The following is a 22979-nucleotide window of genomic DNA, read 5'->3' on the forward strand; positions in this document are numbered from 1 at the left end:
GGTCATCACGCCCGATCCGGGCCACAACGGAAGAGTTGAGGGTGCAGGAGCAGACGGCAGCGCGGCGCGAACTGATCCGGCGGATGATGGCGGAAGCGGGCCTCGGCTCCGGCGACCGCGAAGACCGGATAACCCCCCGACCTCCTGGCGACGCACCCCTCTCGTACGCCCAGCAGAGCATGTGGCTGCACCACCGATCCTTCCCGGAGAGCCCCGCCTACAACGTGTGCCTGCTGGTCCGCATGTCCGGCCCGCTCGACACCGACGCGCTGCGCGAGGCGCTGCGCGGACTGCTGCGCCGCCACGCCGTGCTGCGCACCGTCTACGCCGACACCGACGCCGGTCCCGTGCAGCGGGTGAGCGGCGACGACTCCCTCGACCTGCCCCCGCTGGCGCACCCCGACCCCGCGCGGCGGGCCGCCGAACTCGCCGCCACCCCGTTCGACCTGCGGGTGGACCGCCCGATCCGGCTGGAACTGCTGAGCACCGGCCCCGGCGAACACGCCCTGGTCGTCGTCGTCCACCACATCGCCTGGGACGGCATGACCTGGGGCTCCCTCTCCCGGGACCTGTCGGCGCTCTACCGCGCCGCCGTGAACGGGGAGCCCCCGGAGCTGCCCGCCCCGCCCGCGCAGTACGCCGACTTCGCCGCCTGGGAACAGGCCAGACCGCTGGACGCCGAGGACCTCGCGCACTGGCGGCGCCGCCTCGACCCGCCGCCCGCGCCCCTGGACCTGCCCGCCGACCGGCCGCGCGCGGGCACGCCGTCCGAGCGGGGCGGGCGGCGCGCCCGCCGGTTCGACGACGACGTCACCCGCGCGATGCGCGACCTGGCGGCCCGCGAGAACGTGACCCCCTTCACGGTCATGCTCGCGGCCCACGCCGTGCTGCTGCACCGCTACACCGGAGCCACCGACGTCTCCATCGGCTCCTCGGTGATGAACCGGGGGCACGCCGAGGTCGAGCGGCTGGCCGGCAACTTCGGCAACACGCTCGCGCTGCGCACCGACCTGTCCGGCTCGCCGACGTTCCGCGAGGCGCTGCGCCGCGCGGCGGAGACCTGCGCGGAGGCGTTCGCGCACCAGGCGCTGCCCTACGACGCGATCGTGCGGGAGCTGCGGCCCGCCCGGGGGCGGGGGCGCTCGCCGTACTTCGACACCATGCTGCTGTTCCTCGCCCAGGAGATCGGCGAGCTGGACCTGCCGGGCGTCCGGACCAACTGGACCCACGTGCACAACGGCACCACGCACTTCGACCTGTCGCTTGAGGCGTTCGCCCGCCCGGACGGCATGGTGGTGGAGGCCACCTTCCGCCGCGAACTGTTCGACGACGAGCGGATCGACGCCCTGCTCGGCCACCTGGAGACGCTGCTGGCCTCGGCGGCGGCCCACCCGGACACCCCGATCGGCGACCTGCCCCTGCTGTCCGCGGGGGAGGAGGCGCGGCTGAGCGAGTGGAACGCCACCCACCAGCCCCTACCGGACACGACGGCGGTGGCCATGCTCGCCGAGCAGGCCGCCCGCACCCCTGGCGAGGTGGCGGTGACCGGGGACTCCGGCACCCTCACCTACGCCGAGCTGGACCGCCGCGCCTCGGGACTCGCGGGTGTGCTCCGCGCCCGGGGCGCGGGTCCGGACCAGGTCGTCGCGATCGCCCTGCCACGCACCCCCGACCTGCTCGTGGCCCTGCTCGCGGTCCTGAAGTCCGGAGCCGCCTACCTGCCCCTCGACCTGGACCACCCGGCGGACCGCCTCGCCTACACCATGACCGACGCCGCCCCCCTGTGCGCCATCGCCACCCCGGCCACCGCCACCCTGCTCCCACCAGGGACGCCCGTCGTCGATCCCGGGGATCAGGGGGCGGAGAGCATGGCGCGGCCCTCGGAGGGCGACCTCGCCTATGTGATCTACACGTCGGGATCGACCGGGCGGCCCAAGGGGGTCGGCGTGCCGCACTCGGCGCTGGCCGCGTTTCTGGGCACGGCGCGTGACCGGCTCGCGCTCGCGCCAGGCGACCGGCTCGTCGCGGTCACCACGATCGCCTTCGACATCGCCGCGCTGGAACTACTCGCACCGCTGACCTGCGGCGCGACCGTGGTGCTCGCCGGGCGGGAGGCCGTCCGCGAGCCCGCCGTCCTGGCCGGGCTGCTGAAGGGCGCCACCGCCGTGCAGGGCACCCCCTCGCTGCTGGGCACCCTCGACCCGGAGGCGTTCCGGGGGCTGCGCGTCCTGGTCGGCGGCGAGGCGCTGCCCCCGGCGCTCGGCGACGCCCTGGCCGCCACGGCGGCGAGCGCCGTCAACATGTACGGCCCGACCGAGGTCACCGTCTGGGCGACCGACGCCCCGCTGCCCTCCACCGGGATCGGCCGTCCCTTTCCCAACACGCGCGCCCACGTGCTCGACGCCCGGCTGCGTCCCGTGCCGCCCGGCGTGCCCGGCGAGCTGTACCTCGCGGGCGTGCAACTCGCCCGTGGCTACACCGGCAGGCCCGGCCTGACCGCCGAGCGGTTCGTCGCCGACCCCTACGGCCCGCCCGGGACCCGCATGTACCGCACCGGCGACCTCGCCAGGTGGCGCCGCGACGGCACGCTCGAATACCTGGGCAGAACCGACGACCAGGTGAAGATCCGCGGTTTCCGGATCGAGCCCGGTGAGGCCCAGGCCATCCTCGCCGCCCGCCCCGATGTGGCCCAGGCCGCCGTGGTGGTCCGCGAAGACCGTCCCGGCGACCCCCGCCTCGTCGCCTACCTGGTCCCATCCACCCCCGAGGACAAGGGTGGGGTGGGGCCGGATTCGGCGGCTTGTCGGGCGGCGTTGGCCGCGGCGTTGCCGGAGTACATGATTCCGGCGGCGTTGGTGGTCGTTCCCGCGTTGCCGAGGACCGTCAACGGGAAGCTGGACCGGGCCGCGTTGCCCGCGCCCGAGGCGGAGGCCGGCGCGGCCGGCGGGGAGCCTCGGGACGCGCGGGAGGAGGCGCTGTGCTCGGTGTTCGCCGAGACGCTCGGCCTGCCGGGGGTCGGCGTCCACGACGACTTCTTCGCGCTCGGCGGGCACTCGCTGCTGGCCACCAGGCTCGCCGGGCGGATCCGCGCAGTACTCGGCGCGGACCTCACCATCGCCGACGTGTTCGAGGCCCCCACCGTGGCCGCCCTCGCGCCCCGCCTCGTCACCGGGCCCGCCCGGAAACGGGTCCGCGAAGTGACCAGGCCGGACACCGTCCCGGCCTCGCCCGCCCAGCGCGGACTGTGGTTCGAGGAGCGCCTGCGCGGCCCGTCGGCCTCCTACTCCCTGCCGCTCGGCCTGCGGCTGGCCGGCCCCGTGGACGCCGCCGCGCTGCGCGCCGCGTTGTCCGACGTGGTCGCCAGGCACGAGGCGCTGCGCACCTTGCTGGTCGAGGACCCGGACGGCCTGCCCGCGCAACGCGTGCTCACCGACCCCGCCGTCACCTTCACCGAGGTGGACACCTCGGATATGTCCCCCCAGGAGCGGCGCACGGCCGAGACCCGCGCAGCCTCGCACGTCTTCGACATCGGCGCCGACGTACCCATCCGGGCGACCCTGCTGCGCGCGGGCGAGGACGAGTCGGTCCTGGTACTCCTGCTGCACCACGCCGCCGCCGACGAGTGGTCCTTCACCCCGCTGCTCGCCGACCTGTCCCGTGCCTACGCCGCGCGGCTCGCGGGCACCGCACCGGCCTGGCCGCCGTTGCCCGTGCAGTACGCCGACTACGCCGTGTGGCAGCGGGAGGAGGGCGTCGCCGCCGACCGCCTGGCGTACTGGGAACGCGCGCTGGCCGGGCTGCCCGAGGAGACGACGCTCCCGCTCGACCGCCCACGGCCGCCGGAGGCGACCCATCGCGGCGGGCTCGTGCCGTTCCGGCTGCCCCTCGGCGGGATCCGCGACCTGGCCCGGCGGACCGGCACGAGCGTGTTCATGGTCCTGCACGCCGCCGTCGCGGCGGTGATCGGACGCGCGGGCGCGGGCGACGACGTGGCGCTCGGCACCCCCATCGCCGGGCGCGCCGACGACGACCTGGCCGACCTGGTGGGCGTCTTCGTCAACCTGCTGGTGCTGCGGGCCGACCTGTCCGGCGACCCGACCTTCGCCGAGCTGCTGGAGCGCGTCCGGCGCACCGACCTGGCCGCGTTCGCCAACGCCGACGTGCCGTTCGAGCGGGTGGTGGAACGCCTCGCCCCCGAGCGGACGCTGGCGCGCGGCCCGCTGTTCCAGGTGATGATCGTCCACCAGCGGCTCGACGACGTGCGGCTGAGCCTGCCCGGCGTGCGCGCCGAGCCGTTCCTGCCGGAGACCGGCGGCGTCAAGTTCGACCTCGACCTCTACTTCGCCGAGGGCGAGCAGCACATCGAGGGGTTCGCCGCCTACGCCACGGACCTGTTCGACGCCGAGACCGTCACGGGGCTGCTCGGCGACCTCGCCGACCTGCTCGGGCGGGTGACCGGCGACCCTGCGACCAGGCTGTCGGCGCTCACCGCGCCGTCCTCGGCCCGCGCCGCCGTCGCGGCGGCCGACCTGCCCACGGTGGCCGCGCAGGTCGAGGCCCAGGTGGCGCGCACCCCGGACGCCACCGCCGTGATCTTCGGCGACACCGCGCTGACCTACGCCGAGCTGAACGGCCTGGCCGAGGCGATGGCCGCCCGGCTCGCCGCCGCCGGAGCCGGTCCCGAACGGGTCGTCGGCATCGCCCTGCCCCGCTCGGCGGACTTCGTCGTGGCGCTGCTGGCCGTGCTCAAGACAGGCGCGGCCTGCCTGCCGATCGACGTGACCTACCCGCCCGCGCGGGTGGACCTGATGCTCGCAGTGGCCGGGCCGCTGCTGGTGATCGGGCGCGACGAGCTGCCCGCCGCGCCGTCCGCGCCGCGTCCCCGTCCGCTGGTCCTCCCGGGGAACCTCGCCTACGTGATCTTCACCTCCGGGTCCACCGGGACGCCCAAGGCCGTGGCGGGTACCCAGCGGGCGCTGGCCAACCGGCTGGCCTGGGGGAGGGGGCTGGCGGCGCCGGGCGTGCGGGTCGCCAAGAGCTCGCCGTCCTTCATCGACGGCACCACCGAACTGCTCGGCGGGCTCGTGGCGGGCGACACGGTCGTGGTCGCCGACGACGACACGGCCACCGACGCCGTCGCCCTGGCCGCCCTGATCGACCGTCACGGCGTCAACCTGGTGACCGTCGTGCCGAGCCTGCTCACCGCCCTGCTGGAGACCGGCCCCCTCGCGTCGGTGACCACCTGGATCAGCAGCGGCGAGGCGCTGCCCGCCGGGCTCGCCGAACGGGTCCCGGCCCGGCTGGTCGACCTGTACGGCTGCTCGGAGGCGGCGGGGGACAGCCTCATCGCCGAGAACGGCGGGCTCGTGCCGATCACCGGCACCACCGCGTACGTGCTGGACGCCTCGCTGCGCGAGTCCACCGTCGGCGAGCTGTACCTGGGGGGCGAAGGCGTCGCCCGGGGCTACCTGGGCGATCCGGCCCGCACCGCCGAACGGTTCGTCGCCGACCCGTTCGGGCCGCCCGGCGGACGCCTCTACCGCACCGGCGACCGGGTGCGCCGCCGACGTGACGGCGCGCTGGACTTCCTGGGCCGGGCCGACGACCAGATCAAGATCCGTGGCTTCCGGGTCGAGCCCGGCGAGGTCGAGGCCGCGCTCGCCGCCCTCCCCGGGGTACGGCGAGCCGCCGTGGCCCTGCGCTCCGGCCCGCGCCTGGTCGGCTACGTCACCGGCGAGGCCGGGCTCGACCTCGACGCGCTGCGCGACGCCCTCGGCGAGGTCCTGCCCGCGCACCTGGTCCCCTCCGTCCTGGTCGCGCTGGACGAGCTGCCGCGCAACCCGAACGGCAAGCTCGACCGGCGGGCGCTGCCGGAGCCGGAGATCCGCGCGGGCCGTGCGCCGCGCACCCTCGCCGAGCGGGAACTCGCCGCGCTGGCCGCCGAGATCACCGGGCACCGCGAGTTCGGCGCCGACGACGACTTCTTCCGCTCGGGCGGCGACAGCATCGGCGCGGCCCTGCTGGTGGCCCGCGCCCGCCGCGCCGGGTTCGCGCTGGGCGTCCGTGACGTGTTCCGGCTGCGCACGGTCGCCGCGCTCGCCCGCGCCGCCGTCCGCCAGGACGCGCCCGCGCCCGTGACCGAGCCCGCCGGCGAGCCCGCCGAACTGCCGCTCTCCCCGCTACAGGAGGGGCTGCTCTTCCACCTGCTGCTCGCGGGCGACGGCCGCGACGTGTACGTGCAGCAGGCCGTCGTCACCCTCGCCGGGCCCGTGGACCCCGGCCGGATGGCCGCCGCCGCGCGTGACGTGCTGGGCAAGTACCCCAACCTGCGGGCCGGGTTCCGCTCCGACGGCGCGCGGACCACGCAGTTCGTCCCCGATGAGTGGGACGTGGACTGGACCTTCGCCGAGGTGGACGACCTGGAGGCGTTCGCCGAGGCGCAGCGCGCCCGCCCGTTCTCGCCGGACGAGCCGCCGCTGATCCGGTTCGGGCTGGCCAGGCTGGGGCCGGAGGACCACCGGCTGGTGCTGACCTCCGAGCTGATCCTGCTGGACGGCTGGTCCGGCGGCCTGCTCGTCACCTCCCTGCTCGGCTTCTACACCGACCCCGCCGCCGAGCGCGCCCGCCCGGTCACGCCGTTCCGCGCCTATCTGGACTGGGTCGGCGCCCAGGACCGCGAGGCCGCGCTGAAGGCGTGGCGCCGCCGTCTGGACGGGTTCGAGGAGCCCGCCCTGCTGCGGCCCGAACTGGCCGACCGCCCCGCCGACCTGGCCACTGCGGGGGAGATCCACCGTGCCCTGCCCGGCGACCTCGCCGCCCGGATCGACCGGGCCGCCAGATCCGGCGGGACCACCGCGGCCACCTTCTACGAGACCGCCTGGGGCCTGCTGCTGATGGCCCTGACCGGCCGCGACGACGTCGTCTTCGGGGTGTCGGTGTCGGGCCGCCACCCGGACGTCGAGGGCGTGGAGTCGATCGTTGGCCTGCTGTTCAACACCATCCCGCTGCGGGTCACCGCCGGCCCCGCCGACCCGCTCGGGGCCGTGCTCGGGAAGGTCCAGGACACCACCGCCGAGCTGTTCGACCACTCCTACGTGGCGCTGGCCGACCTGCAACGGGCCACCGGCGCGGGAACCCTGTTCGACACGCTGTTCGTCTACCAGAACTTTCCCGGCATGCCCACCGATCGCGCCTTCGGCCCGGACGGCGACCTGCGGGTGCTCGGCCGCGAGGTGCGCGACGCCACGCACTACCCGGTCACCATGGTCGTGGACCCGGGCGCGGGCCTGCGCGTCATGCACCGGGGCGACGCCTTCACCACCGCCGAGATCGAACGCCTCACCGACCGGTACGTGGCGATCCTGGCCGCGCTCGCCGACGCCCCGGACACCCCCTGCCACCGGCTCGACCCGCTGCTGCCCGCCGAGCACGAGGCGCTGCGCGCCGAGTGGGCCGCCGCCGAACGGCCGGTGCCCGATCTGACCATCGCCGAACTGCTGGCAGAGCAGGCCGGGCGCATCCCCGATGAGATCGCGCTGGTCTCCCACCCTGGCGTGCGCCTCACCTACGCCGAGCTGAACACCCGGGTGAACCGGCTGGCCGCGCTGCTCGCCGAGCACGGGGCCGGACCGGAACAGGTCGTCGCGCTGGCGCTGCCCCGCTCGGCGGAGATGGTGGTGGCGCTGTTCGCGGTGCTGCGGACCGGCGCCGCCTACCTGCCGCTGGAACTGGACTACCCCGCCGACCGGCTGAACTACATGCTGGCCGACGCCGCCCCCCGGTGCCTGGTCTCGCACCGCGCGATCGCCGAGGGCCTGGACCACGGCGGCGCGACGGCGATCCTGCTCGACGACCCGGCCGTGCAGGACGCGCTGGCCGGGCGGCCCGACACCGGGCCGCCCGCCTTCACCGGGCCGGACCGGATGGACCACCCGGCCTACGTGATCTACACCTCCGGTTCGACGGGACTGCCGAAGGGCGTGGTCACACCATACCGGGGCCTGACGAACATGCAGTACAACCACCGGGCCAACATCTTCGACCCGGTCGTGGCCACCGCCGGGCGGCGGCTGCGGATCGCGCACACCGTGTCCTTCTCCTTCGACATGTCGTGGGAGGAACTGCTGTGGCTCATCGAGGGCCACGAGGTGCACGTCTGCGACGAGGAGCTGCGGCGCGACGCCGAGGCGCTGACCAGGTACCTGCGCGAGCACCGGATCGACGTCATCAACGTCACCCCCACCTACGCCCAGCAACTGCTGGAGGAGGGCCTGCTCGACGGCGGGCACCGGCCCCCGCTGGTGCTGCTCGGCGGCGAGGCGGTGCCGGCCTCCGTGTGGGACCGCCTGGCCGAGGCCGAGGGCGTGCTCGGCTACAACCTGTACGGCCCGACCGAGTACACCATCAACACCCTGGGCGGCGGCACCGAGGACAGCGCCACCCCCACCGTCGGCAAACCCATCTGGAACACCCGGGGCTACGTGCTGGACGGCTGGCTGCGCCCGGTCCCGCCGGGCACCCCCGGCGAGCTGTACATCGCGGGCGCGGGCCTGGCCCGGGGCTACCTGGGACGCCCCGACCTGACCGCCGAACGCTTCGTGGCCGACCCCTTCGGCGGCGGCCGGATGTACCGCACCGGCGACCTCGTCCGGGTCCGCCCCGACGGCAACATCGACTTCCTGGGGCGCACCGACGACCAGGTGAAGATCCGCGGCTACCGGGTGGAGCTGGAGGAGGTGGAGAAGGCGCTGGCCGCCGAGCCGGGCGTCGGGCAGGCCGCCGTGATCGCGGCCGACACCGAGGTCCCGGGGATCCGCCGTCTGATCGGGTACGTCGTGCCGGACGGCACCGCCAGGACCGGCGCCGACGACGAGCACGTGGCCGAGTGGAGGCAGATCTACGACGCCGAGTACACCGAGATCGGCACCGCCGTCCACACCGAGGACTTCGCGGGCTGGAACAGCAGCTACGACGGGCGGCCGATCCCGCTGCCCGAGATGCGCGAGTGGCGGGAGACCACGCTGGCCCGCGTCGCGGCGCTGTCGCCCCGCCGCGTCCTGGAGATCGGCGTCGGCACCGGCCTGCTGCTGTCCGGGCTCGCCTACGGGCCTGGCTCGGCCGTCGAGGAATACTGGGGCACCGACTTCGCCGCCCCGGTCATCGCCAAGCTCGCCGCGGACCTGCCCGAGGGGGGAACGCCCGCCGTACGGCTGAACCACCGCGCCGCGCACGACACCACCGGCCTGCCGGAGGGCCACTTCGACACCATCGTGATCAACTCGGTGGCGCAGTACTTCCCCGGCGCGGGCTACCTGCTCGACGTGATCGGCAAGGCGATGGACCTGCTCGCCCCCGGCGGCGCGCTGTTCCTCGGCGACATCCGCGACCTGCGCACGGTGCGCGCGCTGCACGCGGCGATCCAGCTCGGGCGCGGCGGCGGCGACCTCGCCGAGATCGACCGCGCGGTGCGGATGGAGAAGGAACTGCTCGTGCACCCGGCCTTCTTCACCGCCCTGCCCGGCCCGGCGCGCGTCGAGATCCGGACCAAGCGCGGCGCCGGGCACAACGAGCTGACCAGGCACCGCTACGACGTGACGCTCTGGAAGCACCCGGCCGCCGTCCCCGCCGCCGACCCGGAGGTGATCGAGTGGGCCGGGCTCGGCGACCTGGCCGCGCGGCTCCCCGGCCCGCTGCGGGTGCGCGGCATCCCCGACCCGCGCCTGTCCGGCGAGCTGGCCGCGCTGCGCGCGCTGGAGGACGGCGCGAGCCCCGCCGAGGCGCGGGCGCTGCTCGACGCGGCCCCGACCGGCGTCGAACCGGAACTGCTCTATGCGCTCGACCCCGCCGTGGTGACCACGCCGTCCGACCTTCCCGGCCACTACGACGCGGTCTTCGGCGGCGGGGCCGCCTGCCTGGCGGCCGAACCGGGCCGCCCGCCCGCCGCCTACGCGAGCAACCCGGCGGCGGCCCGCGACCGGAGCGGGCTCGCCGCGCGCGTCCGCGAAGGACTCAAGTCGCGCCTGCCCGGCTACATGGTGCCCGGCGCGATCGTCACCCTGGACGCGCTGCCGCTGACGGTCAACGGCAAGCTGGACCGGCGGGCGCTGCCCGCCCCGGGCGAGGAGGGCCCGCGCGGCGCGGGCAGCCCGCCGCGCACCCCCGTGGAGCGGGTGCTGTGCACGCTGTTCGGCGAGGTCCTCGACGTGCCGGGGGTGGGTGTCGAGGACGACTTCTTCGACCTGGGCGGCCACTCGCTGCTCGCCACCCGGCTGGTGGGCAGGGCGCGCGCGGCGCTGCGGACCGAGCTGGCCATCCGCGACCTGTTCGAGGCGCCGACGGTCGCCCAGCTGGCCACGCGGGTGCACCAGCGGGCCAAGGCGGAACTGCGCCCGGCCCTGGCGGCGGCGGCGCGGCCCGAGCGCGTGCCGCTGTCGCACGCGCAGAACCGGCTGTGGCTGCTGGACCAGATCCTGCGCGAGGACGACGGCCCGCGCGAGGCGTATCACCTGCCGCTGGCCGTCCGGCTGCGCGGGCCGCTGGACCTGGCCGCGCTGCGGGCCGCGATCCACGACGTGGTGGCCCGCCACGAGAGCCTGCGCACGGTCTTCCCGTTCTCTGAGGAGGACGGCAGGCCCTACCAGCGGATCCTGCCGCCCGGGCAGGCGCGTCCCGAGGTGGAGACCACCGCGAGCGGTCCCGAGGAGGTCGTCGCGCGGCCGTTCGACCTGGCGGCGGAACCGCCGCTGCGGGTCGCGGTCTTCAAGGAGAACACAGAGGGGCCGGACGAGCACCTGCTGCTGGCGGTCTTCCACCACATCGCGTTCGACGAGTGGTCTTTCGGCCCCTTCGCCAGGGACGTGGCGCGCGCCTACACCGCCCGCCTGGACGGCGCCGCCCCCGGCTGGGAGCCGCTCGCCGTCCAGTACGCCGACCACACGCTGTGGCAGCGCGAGCTGCTCGGCGACCCGCTGGACCCGGGCAGCGCGCATGCCCGCGCGCTCGCCTACTGGGCGACCGCGCTGGCCGGCGTCCCCGAGGAGATCCCGCTGCCGGTGGACCGTCCCCGGCCGGGCACGGTCGGGCAGCGGGGCGGGACGATGGGCCGGGACCTGCCGCCGTCGCTCGTCACCCGGCTGCGGGCGGTGGGCAGGGGGTCCGGGGCCAGCCTGTTCATGGTCTGCCAGGCGGCCGTCGCGGCGCTGCTGCACAGGTCGGGCGCGGGCGAGGACATCCCGCTCGGCAGCCCGGTCGCCGGGCGCACCGACGAGGCCGCCGCCGACCTGATCGGCTTCTTCGTCAACACCCTGGTGCTGCGCGCGGACGTGTCGGGCGACCCGGCGTTCACCGAGCTGCTGGCCCGGGTGCGCGACACCGTGCTGCACGGCCTGGCCAACCAGGACCTGCCGTTCGAGGCGCTGGTGGAGGCGTTGCGCCCGCGCCGGGTGCCCGGCCGCAACCCGCTGTTCCAGGTCATGGTGGGCTATGAGAACCAGGACGCCGGCGAGGTCGTCTTCCCGGGCCTGGAACAGCGCGCGGCGCTGTTCAGCCCGCCGGCCGCCAAGTTCGACCTGGACTTCATCTTCCGCGAGCAGGGCGAGGGCCTGCGGCTCATCGTGGACTACTCGGCCGAGCTGTTCGACGCGGGCACCGTGGAACGCGTGATCGCCGCGCTGGCCGCGCTGCTGGAGACCGTGGCCGCCGACCCGTCGATCCGGATGCGCGAACTGCCCGCCGGGCTCACGGCCAGGCCCGTGACCGGCACGGGCACGGGCACGGGGGTGGAGACGGAGCCGGGTCCGGCGGGCGACGGGGACCGCGAGGCGCTGCTGTGCCGCATCTTCGCCGACGTGCTCGGGGTGGACGCGGTCGGGCCGCACGACGACTTCTTCGACCTCGGCGGCCACTCGCTGCTGGCCATGCGCCTGGTGCGGCGGATCAGGCAGGTGCCCGGCTGCGCGGACCTGAAGATCGCGGCGCTGATGACGGCCCCCACCCCGGCGGGCGTGGCGAGCCGGTTCCCAGGGAGCTTCACGGGGAGGCAAAAGCACTGCTAAGTTAGGTGAGCCTTACCTAAGAGAGGAACAGTATGTCCAACCTGAAGCGCCGGCTGGCCGCGTACGCCGTGGTCGCCCTCGGCCTCGGCCTGACGGCCGCCTGCGGCGGCGGGGGACAGCCCGCCGACGCGCCCGCCTCCTCCCAGGCCGCCGCTTCCCCCGCCTCCGGCTTCCCCGTGACGATCACGCACAAGCTCGGCACCACCACGGTCCCCGCGCCGCCCAAGCGCGTCGTCGCGCTCGGCGAGACCGACCAGGACACGCTCCTGGCCCTGGGTGTGCAGCCGGTCGGGATGGCCGAGCTGACCGGGATCCAGCCGGACGGCCTCACCCCCTGGAGCGCCCCCAAGATCAGCGGCACCCCGCCGAAGCTGCTGAAGGCCGGGGAGGCCGGGTTCTCGATCGAGGAGATCGCCGCGCTGCGGCCCGACCTGATCCTCGCCGCCGGCGACTACTACATCGACAAGGAGTACGCCAACCTCAGCAAGCTCGCCCCGACCGTCGCGTACGAGACCGGCCCGGCCGAGGACACCTGGCAGTCGGTGGCCCGCCAGGTCGCCAAGGCGGTCGGCAAGCCGGCCGAGGGCGACAAGCTGGTCGCCGACGTGGAGGGGCGGATCGGCGCGGTCAAGGAGGAGTACCCCGAGCTGGCCGGCAAGTCGTTCGCGCTGACCAGTGTGTTCCCCTCGGGCAACATCGGCGTGCTGAAGTCCGCGGCCGACACCAGCGTCAAGCTGTTCGGCGAATTCGGGCTGGTGCTCCCCGAGCAGGTCAAGGCGCTGCCGGGGGAGGGCTTCGCCGCCGAGCTGAGCATGGAGAAGGTCAAGATCCTCGACGTCGACGTGCTGCTCAGCCACTACAACGACGATCCGGCCACCCAGCGGAAGATCGAGGCGAACAAGCTGTTCGCCGGGCTCGACGTGGTCAAGCGGGGCTCCTACGTGCCGCTGGACCTGAAGTCGTTCTGGCCGCTGCGCACGCCGACGCCGCTGGCCGTGCCGTACGTGATCGACCAGATCGTCCCGAAGGTCGCCAAGGCGGCCTCCTCGTCCGCCTCCTGACAATCCCCCGCTCCGGCAGCATCGAAAGGCGAACATGTCGATACCTGTGCACGGCCCGGTCCATGATGTCGTGGGCATCGGCTTCGGCCCCTCCAACCTGGCGCTGGCGGTGGCGCTTGAGGAGGAGTACGGCTCCGGCGTGAACGCGGTCTTCTTCGAGCGGCAGCCCGGGTTCGGCTGGCATCGTGGCATGCTCATCGACGGCGCGACCATGCAGGTGCACTTCCTGAAGGACCTGGTGACCCTGCGCAACCCGGCCAGCGGCTACTCGTTCCTCTCCTACCTGCGCGAACGCGGCCGGTTGGTGGACTTCATCAACCACAAGACGATGTTCCCCACCCGCCTTGAGTTCCACGACTACCTGGAATGGGTCGCCGCCTCATTCGAGGGGCTGGTCCGCTACGGCTCCGAGGTCGTGTCGGTGCGCCCGGCGGATGACGACACGCTGGAGGTCGTCGTGCAGCGCGACGGCGAGCTGCACACCTGCCTGACCCGCAACATCGTGGTGGCCGTGGGGCTGGAGCCGGTGCTGCCGGACGGCGTGCGCGCGGGCGAACGGATCTGGCACACCGAGGACCTGCTGACCCGCCTGTCGGCCCTGCGGGGGCCCGACCCGCGCCGGTTCATCGTGGTCGGGGCGGGCCAGAGCGCCGCCGAGGCCGTCGAGCACCTGCACCGCACCTACGCCTCGGCGGAGGTCTGCGCGGTGTTCACCAGGTACGGCTACTCGCCCGCCGATGACAGCTCCTTCGCCAACCGCATCTTCGACCCGCTGGCGGTGGACCACTTCTACGCCGCCCCCGACGAGGTCAAGCGGATGCTGTTCGCCTACTCGCGCAACACCAACTACTCGGTGGTGGACCTCGACCTGATCGACGAGCTGTACCGGCGCTCCTACGCCGAGAAGGTCGCGGGCCGCGAGCGGCTGCGCATCCTGAACGCCTCCCGCCTGCTCGACGTGCGGGCCGACGCGGACGCCGTCCGGGTCAAGGTCCACTTCCTGCCCACCGGCGAGGTCACCGCCATCGAGGCCGACGCCGTCGTCTACGCCACCGGCTACCGCGAGCGCGACCCGCTCGACCTGCTCGGCGAGGCGCGGGCGCACTGCCGGGTCCGCGAGGGCGGCGGCCCGGTGGTGGAGCGCGACTACCGGATCGCCACCGACTCCGACCACACCTGGGGCATCTACCTCCAGGGCGCGACCGAGGACACGCACGGCATCGCCTCGTCGCTGTTGTCCATGACCGCCGTGCGAACCGGGGAGATCGTGCAGTCGATCGCCCGCCGTTCCGCACGCGTACCCGAGGGAGCACAGCAGTGAGCAGTCCGGTGACCAACCCCTTCGACGACACGGCGGCCGACTTCCGGGTGCTGGTCAACGACGAGGGTCAGTACTCGCTGTGGCCGTCGTTCGCCGGAGTGCCCGACGGGTGGGCGAGCGTGTTCGGCCCGGAGAACCGCGCCGCCTGCCTGGACTACGTCACGGCCAACTGGACCGACCTGCGTCCGCGTAGCCTGAACGGCTTCCATGTATAACAAGTAGGAAAAATTGACTTAGTGATCGAACGGTCGTAGGTTGACCGCATGGGCAGCGGAGCCATCGCGGTCATCGGTGCGGGCCCCACGGGTACGTGCCTGGTCGAGCGGATCTGCGCCAACGCGTCCGAGGTCCTCGGCGACGGCGCGGCCGGGGACCTCGACGTGCACGTGATCGACCCGCACCCGCCCGGCGGGGACCGGATCTGGCGGGCCGGCCGGCCCGGGCGCGCGCTGATCAGGCGGGCCGTCCCCCCGGTTCGCCGACCGGCTCGACCTCGACCGGCTCGACCGCCCGCTGCGCGGGATCCGGTTCGGCGACTCCGCCGGGCTGCAACGCCTGGACGGTCGCGGGCCGCGCCGCCGCGGGCTTCGCCCGCCCCCGCTTCGACGCGCCCCTCTTCCGCCACGCGGACGCCCTGGCCAGGCTCGTCCTGGCCGAGACGGCGGGCCGCCGGCTCACGGCCGGCGCGTGAGCGAGGCTGGCTCGTCCCCGCGCGACGCCGCTTCAGCGGGTGATGTGCAGGGACTTCCAGGTGCCGGAGTACAGGCAGGTGAGGGACGGCGTGGCGCGCCTGGCCTCGCCGCACACCTTCAGTCCGACCAGATGGACCCGGTTCCCGGTGAACGCGAATCTCTTCGGCGGGCCGCCGCACGCGCGGATCGTCCGATGCACGAAGGGCAGCGAGCCGTCGGACTTCAGGTAGGTGATCCGGAAGACCGCGTATCCGCAGGCGGGCCCGGCGACGCGGTCCCGCAGCACGCCCCGGATCCGGACGGTCGCCACGGGCGGGATCGTGCCGGTGTCCAGCCGTGAGACCCGCAGGTCGCCCGAGACCACGGCCTTGCCCGCCGGGGCGCGGTAGGGGCCCCAGGCGCGCTCGGCCGTCATGGCCTGGGCCTGCGGCGCGGACACGAGCAGCGCCAGGGCGGGAACGAGGACGGCGGCGGCCCGCGCGGCGGCGGTGCGGGGCCTCATCCGGCGTCTCCGTCCGCGCGCTCCTGCAGCGTGTAGAGGCGGATCTCGATGCCGTCCGGGTCGGTCACCCCGGCGATCAGCCAGCCGATCGAGCCCTCGGTGACTCCCGAGTGCGCGACCTGCTGGGTGTCCAGGTGATCGGCCCACATCCGCAGGTCGGCAAGGGTCGGGACGCCCAGCGCGACCGGGTCGAAACCGTGCAGCCCGGCGGCGACGCCGGGCTCCTCGCGTAACGCGAGCATCAGTGTGCGGCCGGGGTCGCGCAGTGCCACGCCGCGCAGCACGCCGTCCTCGTTGAATTCGATCGCCACGTCCAGGCGCAGCGCCCTGCCGTACCATTCGACGCTCTTGCGCACGTCGGATACGGGGAGCTTGACGTGGTGGAAACCGCCCAGCGCGGTCATCGCCCCTCCAGTTTTTGTAGCTTTACTCTAGAGTGATACTCTAAATACATGCCGGACGTCAAGGGATCGAATCGAAGGTCCGCCCCGACCAGGCGGCGCGTCATCGCCGCCGCCCACGGGCTCTTCGTCGAGCACGGCTACGCCGCGACGACCTTCCAGCAGGTGGCCGACGCCGCGGGGGTCTCCGTGCAGACCGTCTACTTCCACTTCGGGAACAAGAGCGGGCTGCTCAAGCACGTGATGGACGTCGCGTCGGCGGGCGACGACGCCCCCGTCCCGCTGCTCGAACGCGACTGGTTCACCGCGCTGCGGGAGTCGAGCGACCCCCGCGAGGTGGTCGCGGGCTGGGTCACCGCCAGCGGGGTCATCCTCGATCGGGTGGCCCCGATCCTGGCCGTCGTCCGCGACGCCGCGCCCGGCGACGCCGACATGGCCGCGCAGTGGGAGGTCAACGGCGGCCAGCGCCGCAGCGCGCACGGGGCCTTCGTGGCGATCCTCACCGGCCTGGGCGCCCTGCGCCCCAGGCTCGGCGTCGAACGGGCCACCGACGTCACCGTCGGCCTGCTCTCACCCGACCTGTTCCTGGTGCTGACCCGCGAGTGCGGCTGGAAGACCGGGGAGTGGGCGGCGTGGACGACCGGCCAACTCGCCTACGCGCTGCTGGCCGATCCGCCGCCCGCCGGCTGAGGTCCTGCGTCGCGGCCATCACCGGCGACTGCCACAGGGTGATGAACAGCGTCCCCAGCGGCGCGCCCTCCACCGCCTTGGCGCCGGACGGCGCCGCGCTCGCCGCCGCGACGTCCGCCCGCACGTCCAGGTTCAGCAGCTCGCTACGCAGCCGGCCGGTCAGCTCGTCCAGCTCGCCGTCGTCCAGGCCGTCACCGATGATCACCGCCTTGATCCGCCTCGGCCGGTCGTCCATCGCCGTCTCCTCCGTAAGCGTGCGCCCCTCGCCGCACGGGGGCCAGGCCGCAACGGTGGCACATCCCCATGGCGGCGCCGCCGGGCAGATAGGGGTTCTCAACTAGGGGCCCCGATGCTTGTCTGGGAGAGAACACCCAGTTCAGGCCGCTGTCCTCGGCATGCCCGGCGGCCGATCCCACCGTGTGGCCCGTCTTGAGGAGGGGTGGATGTCGATCGAGGACGTCAAGGGCATTGAGGCCATCGAGGGCATCGAGGCCATCGAGGCCATTGAGGGCACTGTCCGCGACCGCGGCCTGCCGGGCGTCTCGCGGCGGTCCCCGTCGCGGGGCCTGCCGCGCCGCCGTCCCCGCAAGCCGGCGGCATCGGCGGGAGCGCCGAGGCCCGCGCCCGCTCCACGTCCCTCCTGGACGCGGCGGACGCGGGAGCACGCCGACGCGGTGCTCGCCGCCTACGGCATGGCGGGACGCCTCTACCGCCGCCTGCTGCTGGTCGCCGCCGTGACGATGATCCCCGGCGCGGTCGCCTCGTCGGCCCTTGAGACGTGGCTGGACGACCGGACCATCGGCATCGACGGCCTCCCTCTCGTGGCGATCCCCGTGGTCCCGGTGCTGACCCCGGTGGTCTCCGGCCTGATCCAGATGGTGGGCCTGGTCGCGGGCTGCCGGATCGTGCTGGACGACCTGGACGGCGGGCCCGTCTCACCCGCTCGGGCACTGCGGTGCGCACTGCGCCGATGGCCCGCGCTGGCCCTGCTCGCCGGGCAGTTCACGCTGGCGATCACCCTGATCGCCGGCCTCGCGGTCGCGGTCGCGGTGGCGCTGGACTCGTTCGCGGCCGGAGCCGTGCTGGCGCTGTGCGGCGGGGTGCTGCTGCTGCCCGCGCTGACCTCCTGGGCCGCGCTGGCCGACGGCGAGCCGCCGCTGCGCACCGCGCTGCGGATGGCGCGGGGCGACGCCTCCTCGGCGTTCATGAACCCGGGCCTGGGGTTCGTCCTGCTGCCGACGCTGATCCACCTCGGGCTGTGGGCCCTGGCCGGGTCATGGCCCCTCGTGCTCGGCCTGTCGCTCGGCGACCTCATCCGGCTGGCCGGGGGCGTGCTCCTCGCGCCCTTCCAGGCGGCGGCGCTGGCCTGTTGTTATGGCCGTCTCAAGGGATCGATCGACTACTAATCGTGCGAGCGTCGCTACTTAAGGTTACGGTATGTAAGTAACCAGCAACCCCGTATTCGATGGGCCGCGACGCCGGGCCGTCGTCGCCCAAGACCCCGAGGTGATCATTTTGAGCGACGACAACAAACGCGCGATCCGCACCGCCTTTCAGACCTTCATCGGCGTCGCCGTCGCGCTGCCCGGCATCTTCGACGCGGTCGGCGTCAGGGAGTCGATTCCGTGGCTGGCGGGCTCCCTCGCCCTGGCGGTGGCCGGGGTCCTCTCCCGGGTGATGGCACTGAGCAGTGTGCAGCGGCTGCTGCCACCGTGGTTGCGCATCGACGCGCCCTCCTCCAGTGATCAGACGAGAGACTGAGGCCCCGGCCCCGCCCCGGGCGGTGAGCCGCCGCCGGGATCACCCCGGGTAGGGCGGCAGGGTCTTGTCGATCTTCTCCCAGCGGGCGCGCAGGTCGGCCAGCAGGCGCGGGTCGCGCTTGGCCTGGTCGGCCTGCCCGCGCTGGTCGGCGCCGAGGAGGACGTCTGGAAGATCGTCGCGACGTACGCCGACGGGCCGCAGTCCATCTCCATCGTCGGCGTGACCGACGTGCCCGGGAGGACTGCGCCTGCGCCTGCGTGCGATGGCGCACCCACTGCCCGGCCGGGCGTGGAGGCGATGCCGAACACGGCCGGGGGGTTTCGGCGGTGGGGAGGACGCGGCGGCGTGTGCTCCGCGCAGAGAGGGGGTTAGGGGGTGGTGCGCTGTACGGCGAAGGTGAGGGAGGTGCGGATGCCTCTTTCGCGGACGGTGGTTTTGCGGAGGGTGATGCCCGGGAGGGGGCCGTTGAAGAAGGGGAGGCCGGTGCCGAGGACGACGGGGACGATGTCGAGGCGTAGTTCGTCGGCGAGGCCTGCCGTGAGGATCTGGCGGGAGACGTCTGCTCCGCCGACGACCTGGACGTCCAGGTCGCCTGCGGCGGCCTTGGCGCGGGTGACCGCCTCGTGGATGTCGCCCTCAAGGAAGGTGAAGGTCAGCCGGTCGTCCTGCTTCGGGGGGATCTGGGGCGGCTGGTGGGTGAGGACGAAGATGGGCACCTGGAACTCGTACTGGCCGAGGTAGGAGTCGGAGTCGCCCATCTGGAAGGTGCGCCGGCCCATGATTACCGCGCCGGTCTCCCTGATCGTGCGTGCCATCCACGGGTCCCGGACCATCTCGGCGAAGTCGGGGTAGACGGGCGACGCGCTGCCGCTCGCGTCCGCGATGAAGCCGTCCAGGGAGACGGTCATTCCGGTGATCACTTTTGCCATCCTGGCCTCCGTCGTGGTGCGGTCCCTCACCCGTCGGTCGGATCAGAGACCGCGTTCTCGACACGCGAGGGCCAGGTTCACGAGGGAATGTCGCCGTGGCGCAGCGCCCGTTCCAGGTTGGCGGGGAAGGACCCGCCGTCGTTCAGGTGGGGGAAGGGCTCGTCTGGGACCTCGGCGCCGAGGAAGTCGCACAGCGGTTCCCAGCCCTGCCGGGCCTCGAAGATCAGCAGGCGGTCGGCGGGGAGGCTCCGCCGTACGGTCTCGATGTGCTCGCCGAACACCCGCACCGCCAGCTCCTCTGAGGGGAAGCCCTCATTCCGGCCGAAGGTGCCGAAGGTCTCGCGGCCGATCCGCTGCAGCAGGGGGAACAGCCTGCTCATGGTCTCCCAGCCGGGGGGAAACCGCTCGGGCTCCTCCGTGGGCACCATGGCCCGGAAGCTGGTGTACCACCGATGGGGGTCGCGGATCGTGAGGATGACCTTGGAGTCGGGATACCGGGCCGCGAGTTCCCACCAGTAGTGGCTGGCCGGATAGTCCACCGCCGAGCGGTAGCCGGTGAACAGGTCGTCCCAGTTCACCGCCTCGCCGGAGGCCAGCGGGAGCCAGTGGTCCACCTGGTCGGTGTGGGCGAGCAGCTCCCACATGTGGAAGCAGGGGCCGAAGCCGAGTCGTTCCAGCGCGGCCTTGAGCGATGTGGTTCCGGTGCGGGGAAAGCCCGCACCCACAACCGTCAGCATCGTGAAATCCCCCGCTTTCTGACAGCGTTGGTCAACACTTCCGACTTTACGCCTCGGGGGTCGCGCCGGGCAGGGTACGGCGGGTCAGCTCCGCGAGCGCGGCGGCGATCCGCTCCGGCGAGAGACCGCGTTCGCGCTGGTGCGCGTAGACCTCCGCCGACAGGGGGGCGAGCAGCGCGTCCGTCATCGCGTCGGGGTCGGGCACGTCGCCGGCGACCAGGAGTGCGCGCAGGTGGGCACGCCAGAAGCCGTAGGCGCCCGTGGTGAACCGGGAGCTGCCGGATTCCGCCCCGAGGAGCAGGTGACCGTGGGCCTCCAGCAGGGCGACCATGGCGGCGTAGAAGGCGGCCAGCCGCTCCCCGGGCGGAGCGCCGGGGCCCAGCGGCGGTTCGCCGCGCAGCAGCCGTTCCTGAAGGTCGCGCTCGTGCTCGTCGAGCAGCGCGACGGCGATCGAGCCCGTGTCGGGGTAGCGGCGGTAGAGCGTGCCCCGGCCCACCCCGGCGGCCCGGGCGATGTCGTCCATGGTGACCGTGCGCGGGTCGCGGGTGGCGAACAGGCCCGCGGCGGCGCGCAGCACCTTGGCCCGGTTGCGGGCGGCGTCGGCGCGCTCGGGCGGCCTGTCGTCCTCGCTCGCGGGGCGTCCCGTCAGCAGGTCGGTACGGCGATCCATGCCGGTGACTGTAACCGAATGAGCTAAGTGGACGCTATGTCCGCTTAACTGTATGCTCCAATTAAGCGGACAGAATGTCCACTTATCCCTTGGGAGTGAGTCGCATGGCCGCACTGCTGCACCTGGACGCGAGCGCCCGCCGTCGCTCGGTCAGCCGCCGATTGGGACAGGCGTTCGCCGACGCGTGGAAGGCCGCGAACCCCGGCGGCGCGTACACCTACCGCGACCTGGGGGAGAACCCCGTGCCCTTCATCGGGGAGGCGTGGACCGAACTGTGCGACTACGTGATGGAACACGGCATCACCGAGATCGACCGCCTGAAGGAGGCGGTGCGCACCCCGGAGCAGGCGGCGGCCTGGGCGATCGTCGAGCCGCTGCTGGCCGAGCTGGTCGCCGCCGACGTGGTGCTGATCGCCACGCCCATGTACAACTACGGCGTCCCGGCGACCGTGAAGGCGTGGATCGACCAGGTCACGTTCCCCAAGATGTCGCTGGCGGGCCGCCGCTTCGTGGTCGCCTCGGCCAGGGGCGGCGCGTACGGCCCGGGCACGCCCAAGGAGCGCTTCGACCACCAGGAGAGCTTCCTGCGCGACTTCTTCGCGGGCCACTTCGCCGTCGAGGACACCGTCTTCGTCAACGCGGAGCTGGCCAACTCGCGGATCGACCCCCTGCTGGCGCACCTGCGCGAGGCCCACGACGCGTCCTACGCGGCGGCCCTGCGCGTCGCGGCCGAACTGGGGGGTGAACCGTCGTGAACTGGGTGCTGCTGGTGCTGGCCGGGATCGTGGAGATCGCCTGGTCGCAGAGCATCAAGCCGACGGAGAACTTCACCCGCCCGCTGCCCACGCTGCTGTGCTTCGCGCTGGCCGCCGCCGCGGTCTACCTGCTGTCGCTGTCGATGCGGACGCTGCCGGTGGGCACCGCGTACGCGGTCTTCACCGGGATCGGCGCGGTGGGCGCGATCGCGCTGGGCATCGTCGTCCACCGTGACCCGGTCGCCCTGGTCAGAGTGGCCGCGCTGTCCCTCATCGTCGGGGGCGTCGTGCTGGCGCGCGTCGCCGATCCCGGCTGAGCGCCCGAGGGGATCGCGCCGCGCTCAGGGTTTGACGCCGATGCCCGCCCACACCCACGGGTGACCGCCGGGGATCTCGGGCACCTCGCCGTCAGGCCGCCAGTGGGACGCCTGCACCACGCCCGGGGGAAGCAGGTCCAGGCCGTCGAAGAACCGGGAGACCTCCGCGTGGTCGCGGGCGATCAGTGGGGCCGTCGCCTTGTCGTACGCGGAGGAGGCCCCCTTGGCCGCCGCCTCGGGGTTGAAGTCGGCGGTGAAGTGGGAGAGTGCCAGGTGGCTGCCGGACGGCACCGCGTCCATCAGCCGGGCGACCACGCCGTGCGGATCCTCGGCGTCCGTGCAGAACTGCAGAACCGCGACGAACAGCACCGCGACCGGCTTGCGGAAGTCGATGGTGTCGCGCACCCGTGTGTCGTCCAGGATCGTCTCGGGCCGCCGGAGATCGGCCTGGATGATGCTCGCCGCGCCCCCGCCGCTCATCAGCGCGCGGGCATGGACCAGGACGATCGGGTCGTTGTCCACATAGGCGACCCTGGCCCCCGGCCGGACGGCGCGCGCCACCTCGTGCACGTTCGGCGATGTCGGGATGCCGGTGCCGATGTCGAGGAACTGCTCGACGCCCGCCTCGGCGAGCTCGCGCACAGCGCGCACCAGGAACGCGCGGTTCTGCCGCGCACCGGCGCGCACTCCACCCCGGGTGGCGGCGATCATCGCCTCGCCGGCGACCCGGTCGGCGGCGAAGTTGTCCTTGCCGCCCAGGTAGTAGTCGTAGATCCGCGCGGGATGCGCGACGCTCGTGTTGATCTCCGACCGCCGGGACGGCCCTGGGGGAGGTGGTGCCGTCGCGTCGGGCATTCAGGACCTCCGGTCGAAATGGTGATCATTTGGTCCCGGAGCATATCCGCTTCCGCCAACGTCGTCATCGGGCTCGTTGCCCGATATGTCGGGAGAGCGCTCCCATTTGTCCCCGGTTTGAAAACCGGCCGGGGGGGGGGGGGGGGGGGGGGGGGCGCGGCCGGGGGGGGGGGGGGGGGCGGGGGGGGGGCGGGGGGGGGGGGGGGGGGGGGGGGGGGGGGGGGGGGGGGGGGGG

Annotated in this window: 16 protein-coding genes; 9 read left to right on the top strand and 7 right to left on the bottom strand. The window is 73.6% G+C overall.

From position 1 onward, the window contains the following. The first annotated feature begins 41 nt into the window (after positions 1 to 41). The 4 genes from P3X83_RS37125 to P3X83_RS37140 are packed head-to-tail and all read left to right on the top strand — an operon-like array spanning position 42 to position 14650. Positions 42 to 12053: a non-ribosomal peptide synthetase gene (locus P3X83_RS37125; protein ID WP_277310059.1), complete on the top strand. Its 12012-nt coding sequence runs from the start codon at positions 42 to 44 to the stop codon at positions 12051 to 12053. 32 nt (positions 12054 to 12085) lie between these two features. Then, entirely contained in the window at positions 12086 to 13114 is a 1029-nt protein-coding gene (locus P3X83_RS37130; RefSeq protein ID WP_277310060.1) for an iron-siderophore ABC transporter substrate-binding protein, read from the top strand. Between the two features lie 34 nt (positions 13115 to 13148). Next, positions 13149 to 14435, top strand: a complete 1287-nt coding sequence (locus P3X83_RS37135; RefSeq protein ID WP_277310061.1) for a lysine N(6)-hydroxylase/L-ornithine N(5)-oxygenase family protein — start codon at positions 13149 to 13151, stop codon at positions 14433 to 14435. A gap of 8 nt (positions 14436 to 14443) precedes the next feature. Then, complete coding sequence (locus P3X83_RS37140; RefSeq protein WP_277310075.1) at positions 14444 to 14650, top strand: MbtH family protein; 207 nt, start codon at positions 14444 to 14446, stop codon at positions 14648 to 14650. A 238-nt stretch (positions 14651 to 14888) separates the two neighbouring features. On the opposite strand, the gene P3X83_RS37145 is transcribed toward P3X83_RS37140, so the two are convergent. The 3 genes from P3X83_RS37145 to P3X83_RS37155 are packed head-to-tail and all read right to left on the bottom strand — an operon-like array spanning position 14889 to position 16033. Next, positions 14889 to 15113 (bottom strand): hypothetical protein, encoded by a 225-nt coding sequence (locus P3X83_RS37145; protein WP_277310062.1) that lies wholly within the window; start codon positions 15111 to 15113, stop codon positions 14889 to 14891. 45 nt (positions 15114 to 15158) lie between these two features. Continuing rightward, positions 15159 to 15629: a hypothetical protein gene (locus tag P3X83_RS37150; RefSeq protein ID WP_277310063.1), complete on the bottom strand. Its 471-nt coding sequence runs from the start codon at positions 15627 to 15629 to the stop codon at positions 15159 to 15161. Then, complete coding sequence (locus tag P3X83_RS37155) at positions 15626 to 16033, bottom strand: VOC family protein (protein ID WP_277310064.1); 408 nt, start codon at positions 16031 to 16033, stop codon at positions 15626 to 15628. The genes P3X83_RS37150 and P3X83_RS37155 overlap by 4 nt, the downstream gene beginning before the upstream one ends. Before the next feature lie 48 nt (positions 16034 to 16081). On the opposite strand from P3X83_RS37155, the gene P3X83_RS37160 reads away from it, so the two are divergent. The 3 genes from P3X83_RS37160 to P3X83_RS37170 all read left to right on the top strand — a co-directional run bounded on the left by P3X83_RS37160 (position 16082) and on the right by P3X83_RS37170 (position 18481). After that, a complete protein-coding gene (locus P3X83_RS37160) occupies positions 16082 to 16720 on the top strand; it encodes a TetR/AcrR family transcriptional regulator (protein WP_277310065.1) in 639 nt (212 codons plus the stop codon). Positions 16721 to 17163: 443 nt separating this feature from the next. Then, positions 17164 to 18126, top strand: coding sequence for a hypothetical protein (locus P3X83_RS37165; RefSeq protein WP_277310066.1), 963 nt, complete (start codon positions 17164 to 17166; stop codon positions 18124 to 18126). A gap of 109 nt (positions 18127 to 18235) precedes the next feature. Then, entirely contained in the window at positions 18236 to 18481 is a 246-nt protein-coding gene (locus P3X83_RS37170) for a hypothetical protein (RefSeq protein ID WP_277310067.1), read from the top strand. A gap of 368 nt (positions 18482 to 18849) precedes the next feature. Here the strand turns inward: P3X83_RS37170 and P3X83_RS37175 are convergent, their stop codons facing one another. The 3 genes from P3X83_RS37175 to P3X83_RS37185 all read right to left on the bottom strand — a co-directional run bounded on the left by P3X83_RS37175 (position 18850) and on the right by P3X83_RS37185 (position 20817). After that, complete coding sequence (locus P3X83_RS37175) at positions 18850 to 19401, bottom strand: dihydrofolate reductase family protein (RefSeq protein WP_277310068.1); 552 nt, start codon at positions 19399 to 19401, stop codon at positions 18850 to 18852. Between the two features lie 86 nt (positions 19402 to 19487). Then, a complete protein-coding gene (locus tag P3X83_RS37180) occupies positions 19488 to 20147 on the bottom strand; it encodes a sulfotransferase family protein (protein ID WP_277310069.1) in 660 nt (219 codons plus the stop codon). A gap of 46 nt (positions 20148 to 20193) precedes the next feature. Next, complete coding sequence (locus P3X83_RS37185) at positions 20194 to 20817, bottom strand: TetR/AcrR family transcriptional regulator (RefSeq protein ID WP_277310070.1); 624 nt, start codon at positions 20815 to 20817, stop codon at positions 20194 to 20196. A gap of 104 nt (positions 20818 to 20921) precedes the next feature. Between P3X83_RS37185 and P3X83_RS37190 the strand changes: the two genes are divergently transcribed. Beyond that, positions 20922 to 21572: an NAD(P)H-dependent oxidoreductase gene (locus P3X83_RS37190; RefSeq protein WP_277310071.1), complete on the top strand. Its 651-nt coding sequence runs from the start codon at positions 20922 to 20924 to the stop codon at positions 21570 to 21572. Then, entirely contained in the window at positions 21569 to 21889 is a 321-nt protein-coding gene (locus tag P3X83_RS37195; protein WP_277310072.1) for a multidrug efflux SMR transporter, read from the top strand. The genes P3X83_RS37190 and P3X83_RS37195 overlap by 4 nt, the downstream gene beginning before the upstream one ends. A 24-nt stretch (positions 21890 to 21913) precedes the next feature. Here the strand turns inward: P3X83_RS37195 and P3X83_RS37200 are convergent, their stop codons facing one another. After that, positions 21914 to 22744, bottom strand: coding sequence for an SAM-dependent methyltransferase (locus tag P3X83_RS37200; RefSeq protein WP_277310073.1), 831 nt, complete (start codon positions 22742 to 22744; stop codon positions 21914 to 21916). Positions 22745 to 22979: the final 235 nt, after the last annotated feature.

The sequence above is a fragment of the Spongiactinospora sp. TRM90649 genome (genome assembly GCF_029382225.1).
In the GTDB taxonomy this organism is placed as follows: domain Bacteria; phylum Actinomycetota; class Actinomycetes; order Streptosporangiales; family Streptosporangiaceae; genus Spongiactinospora.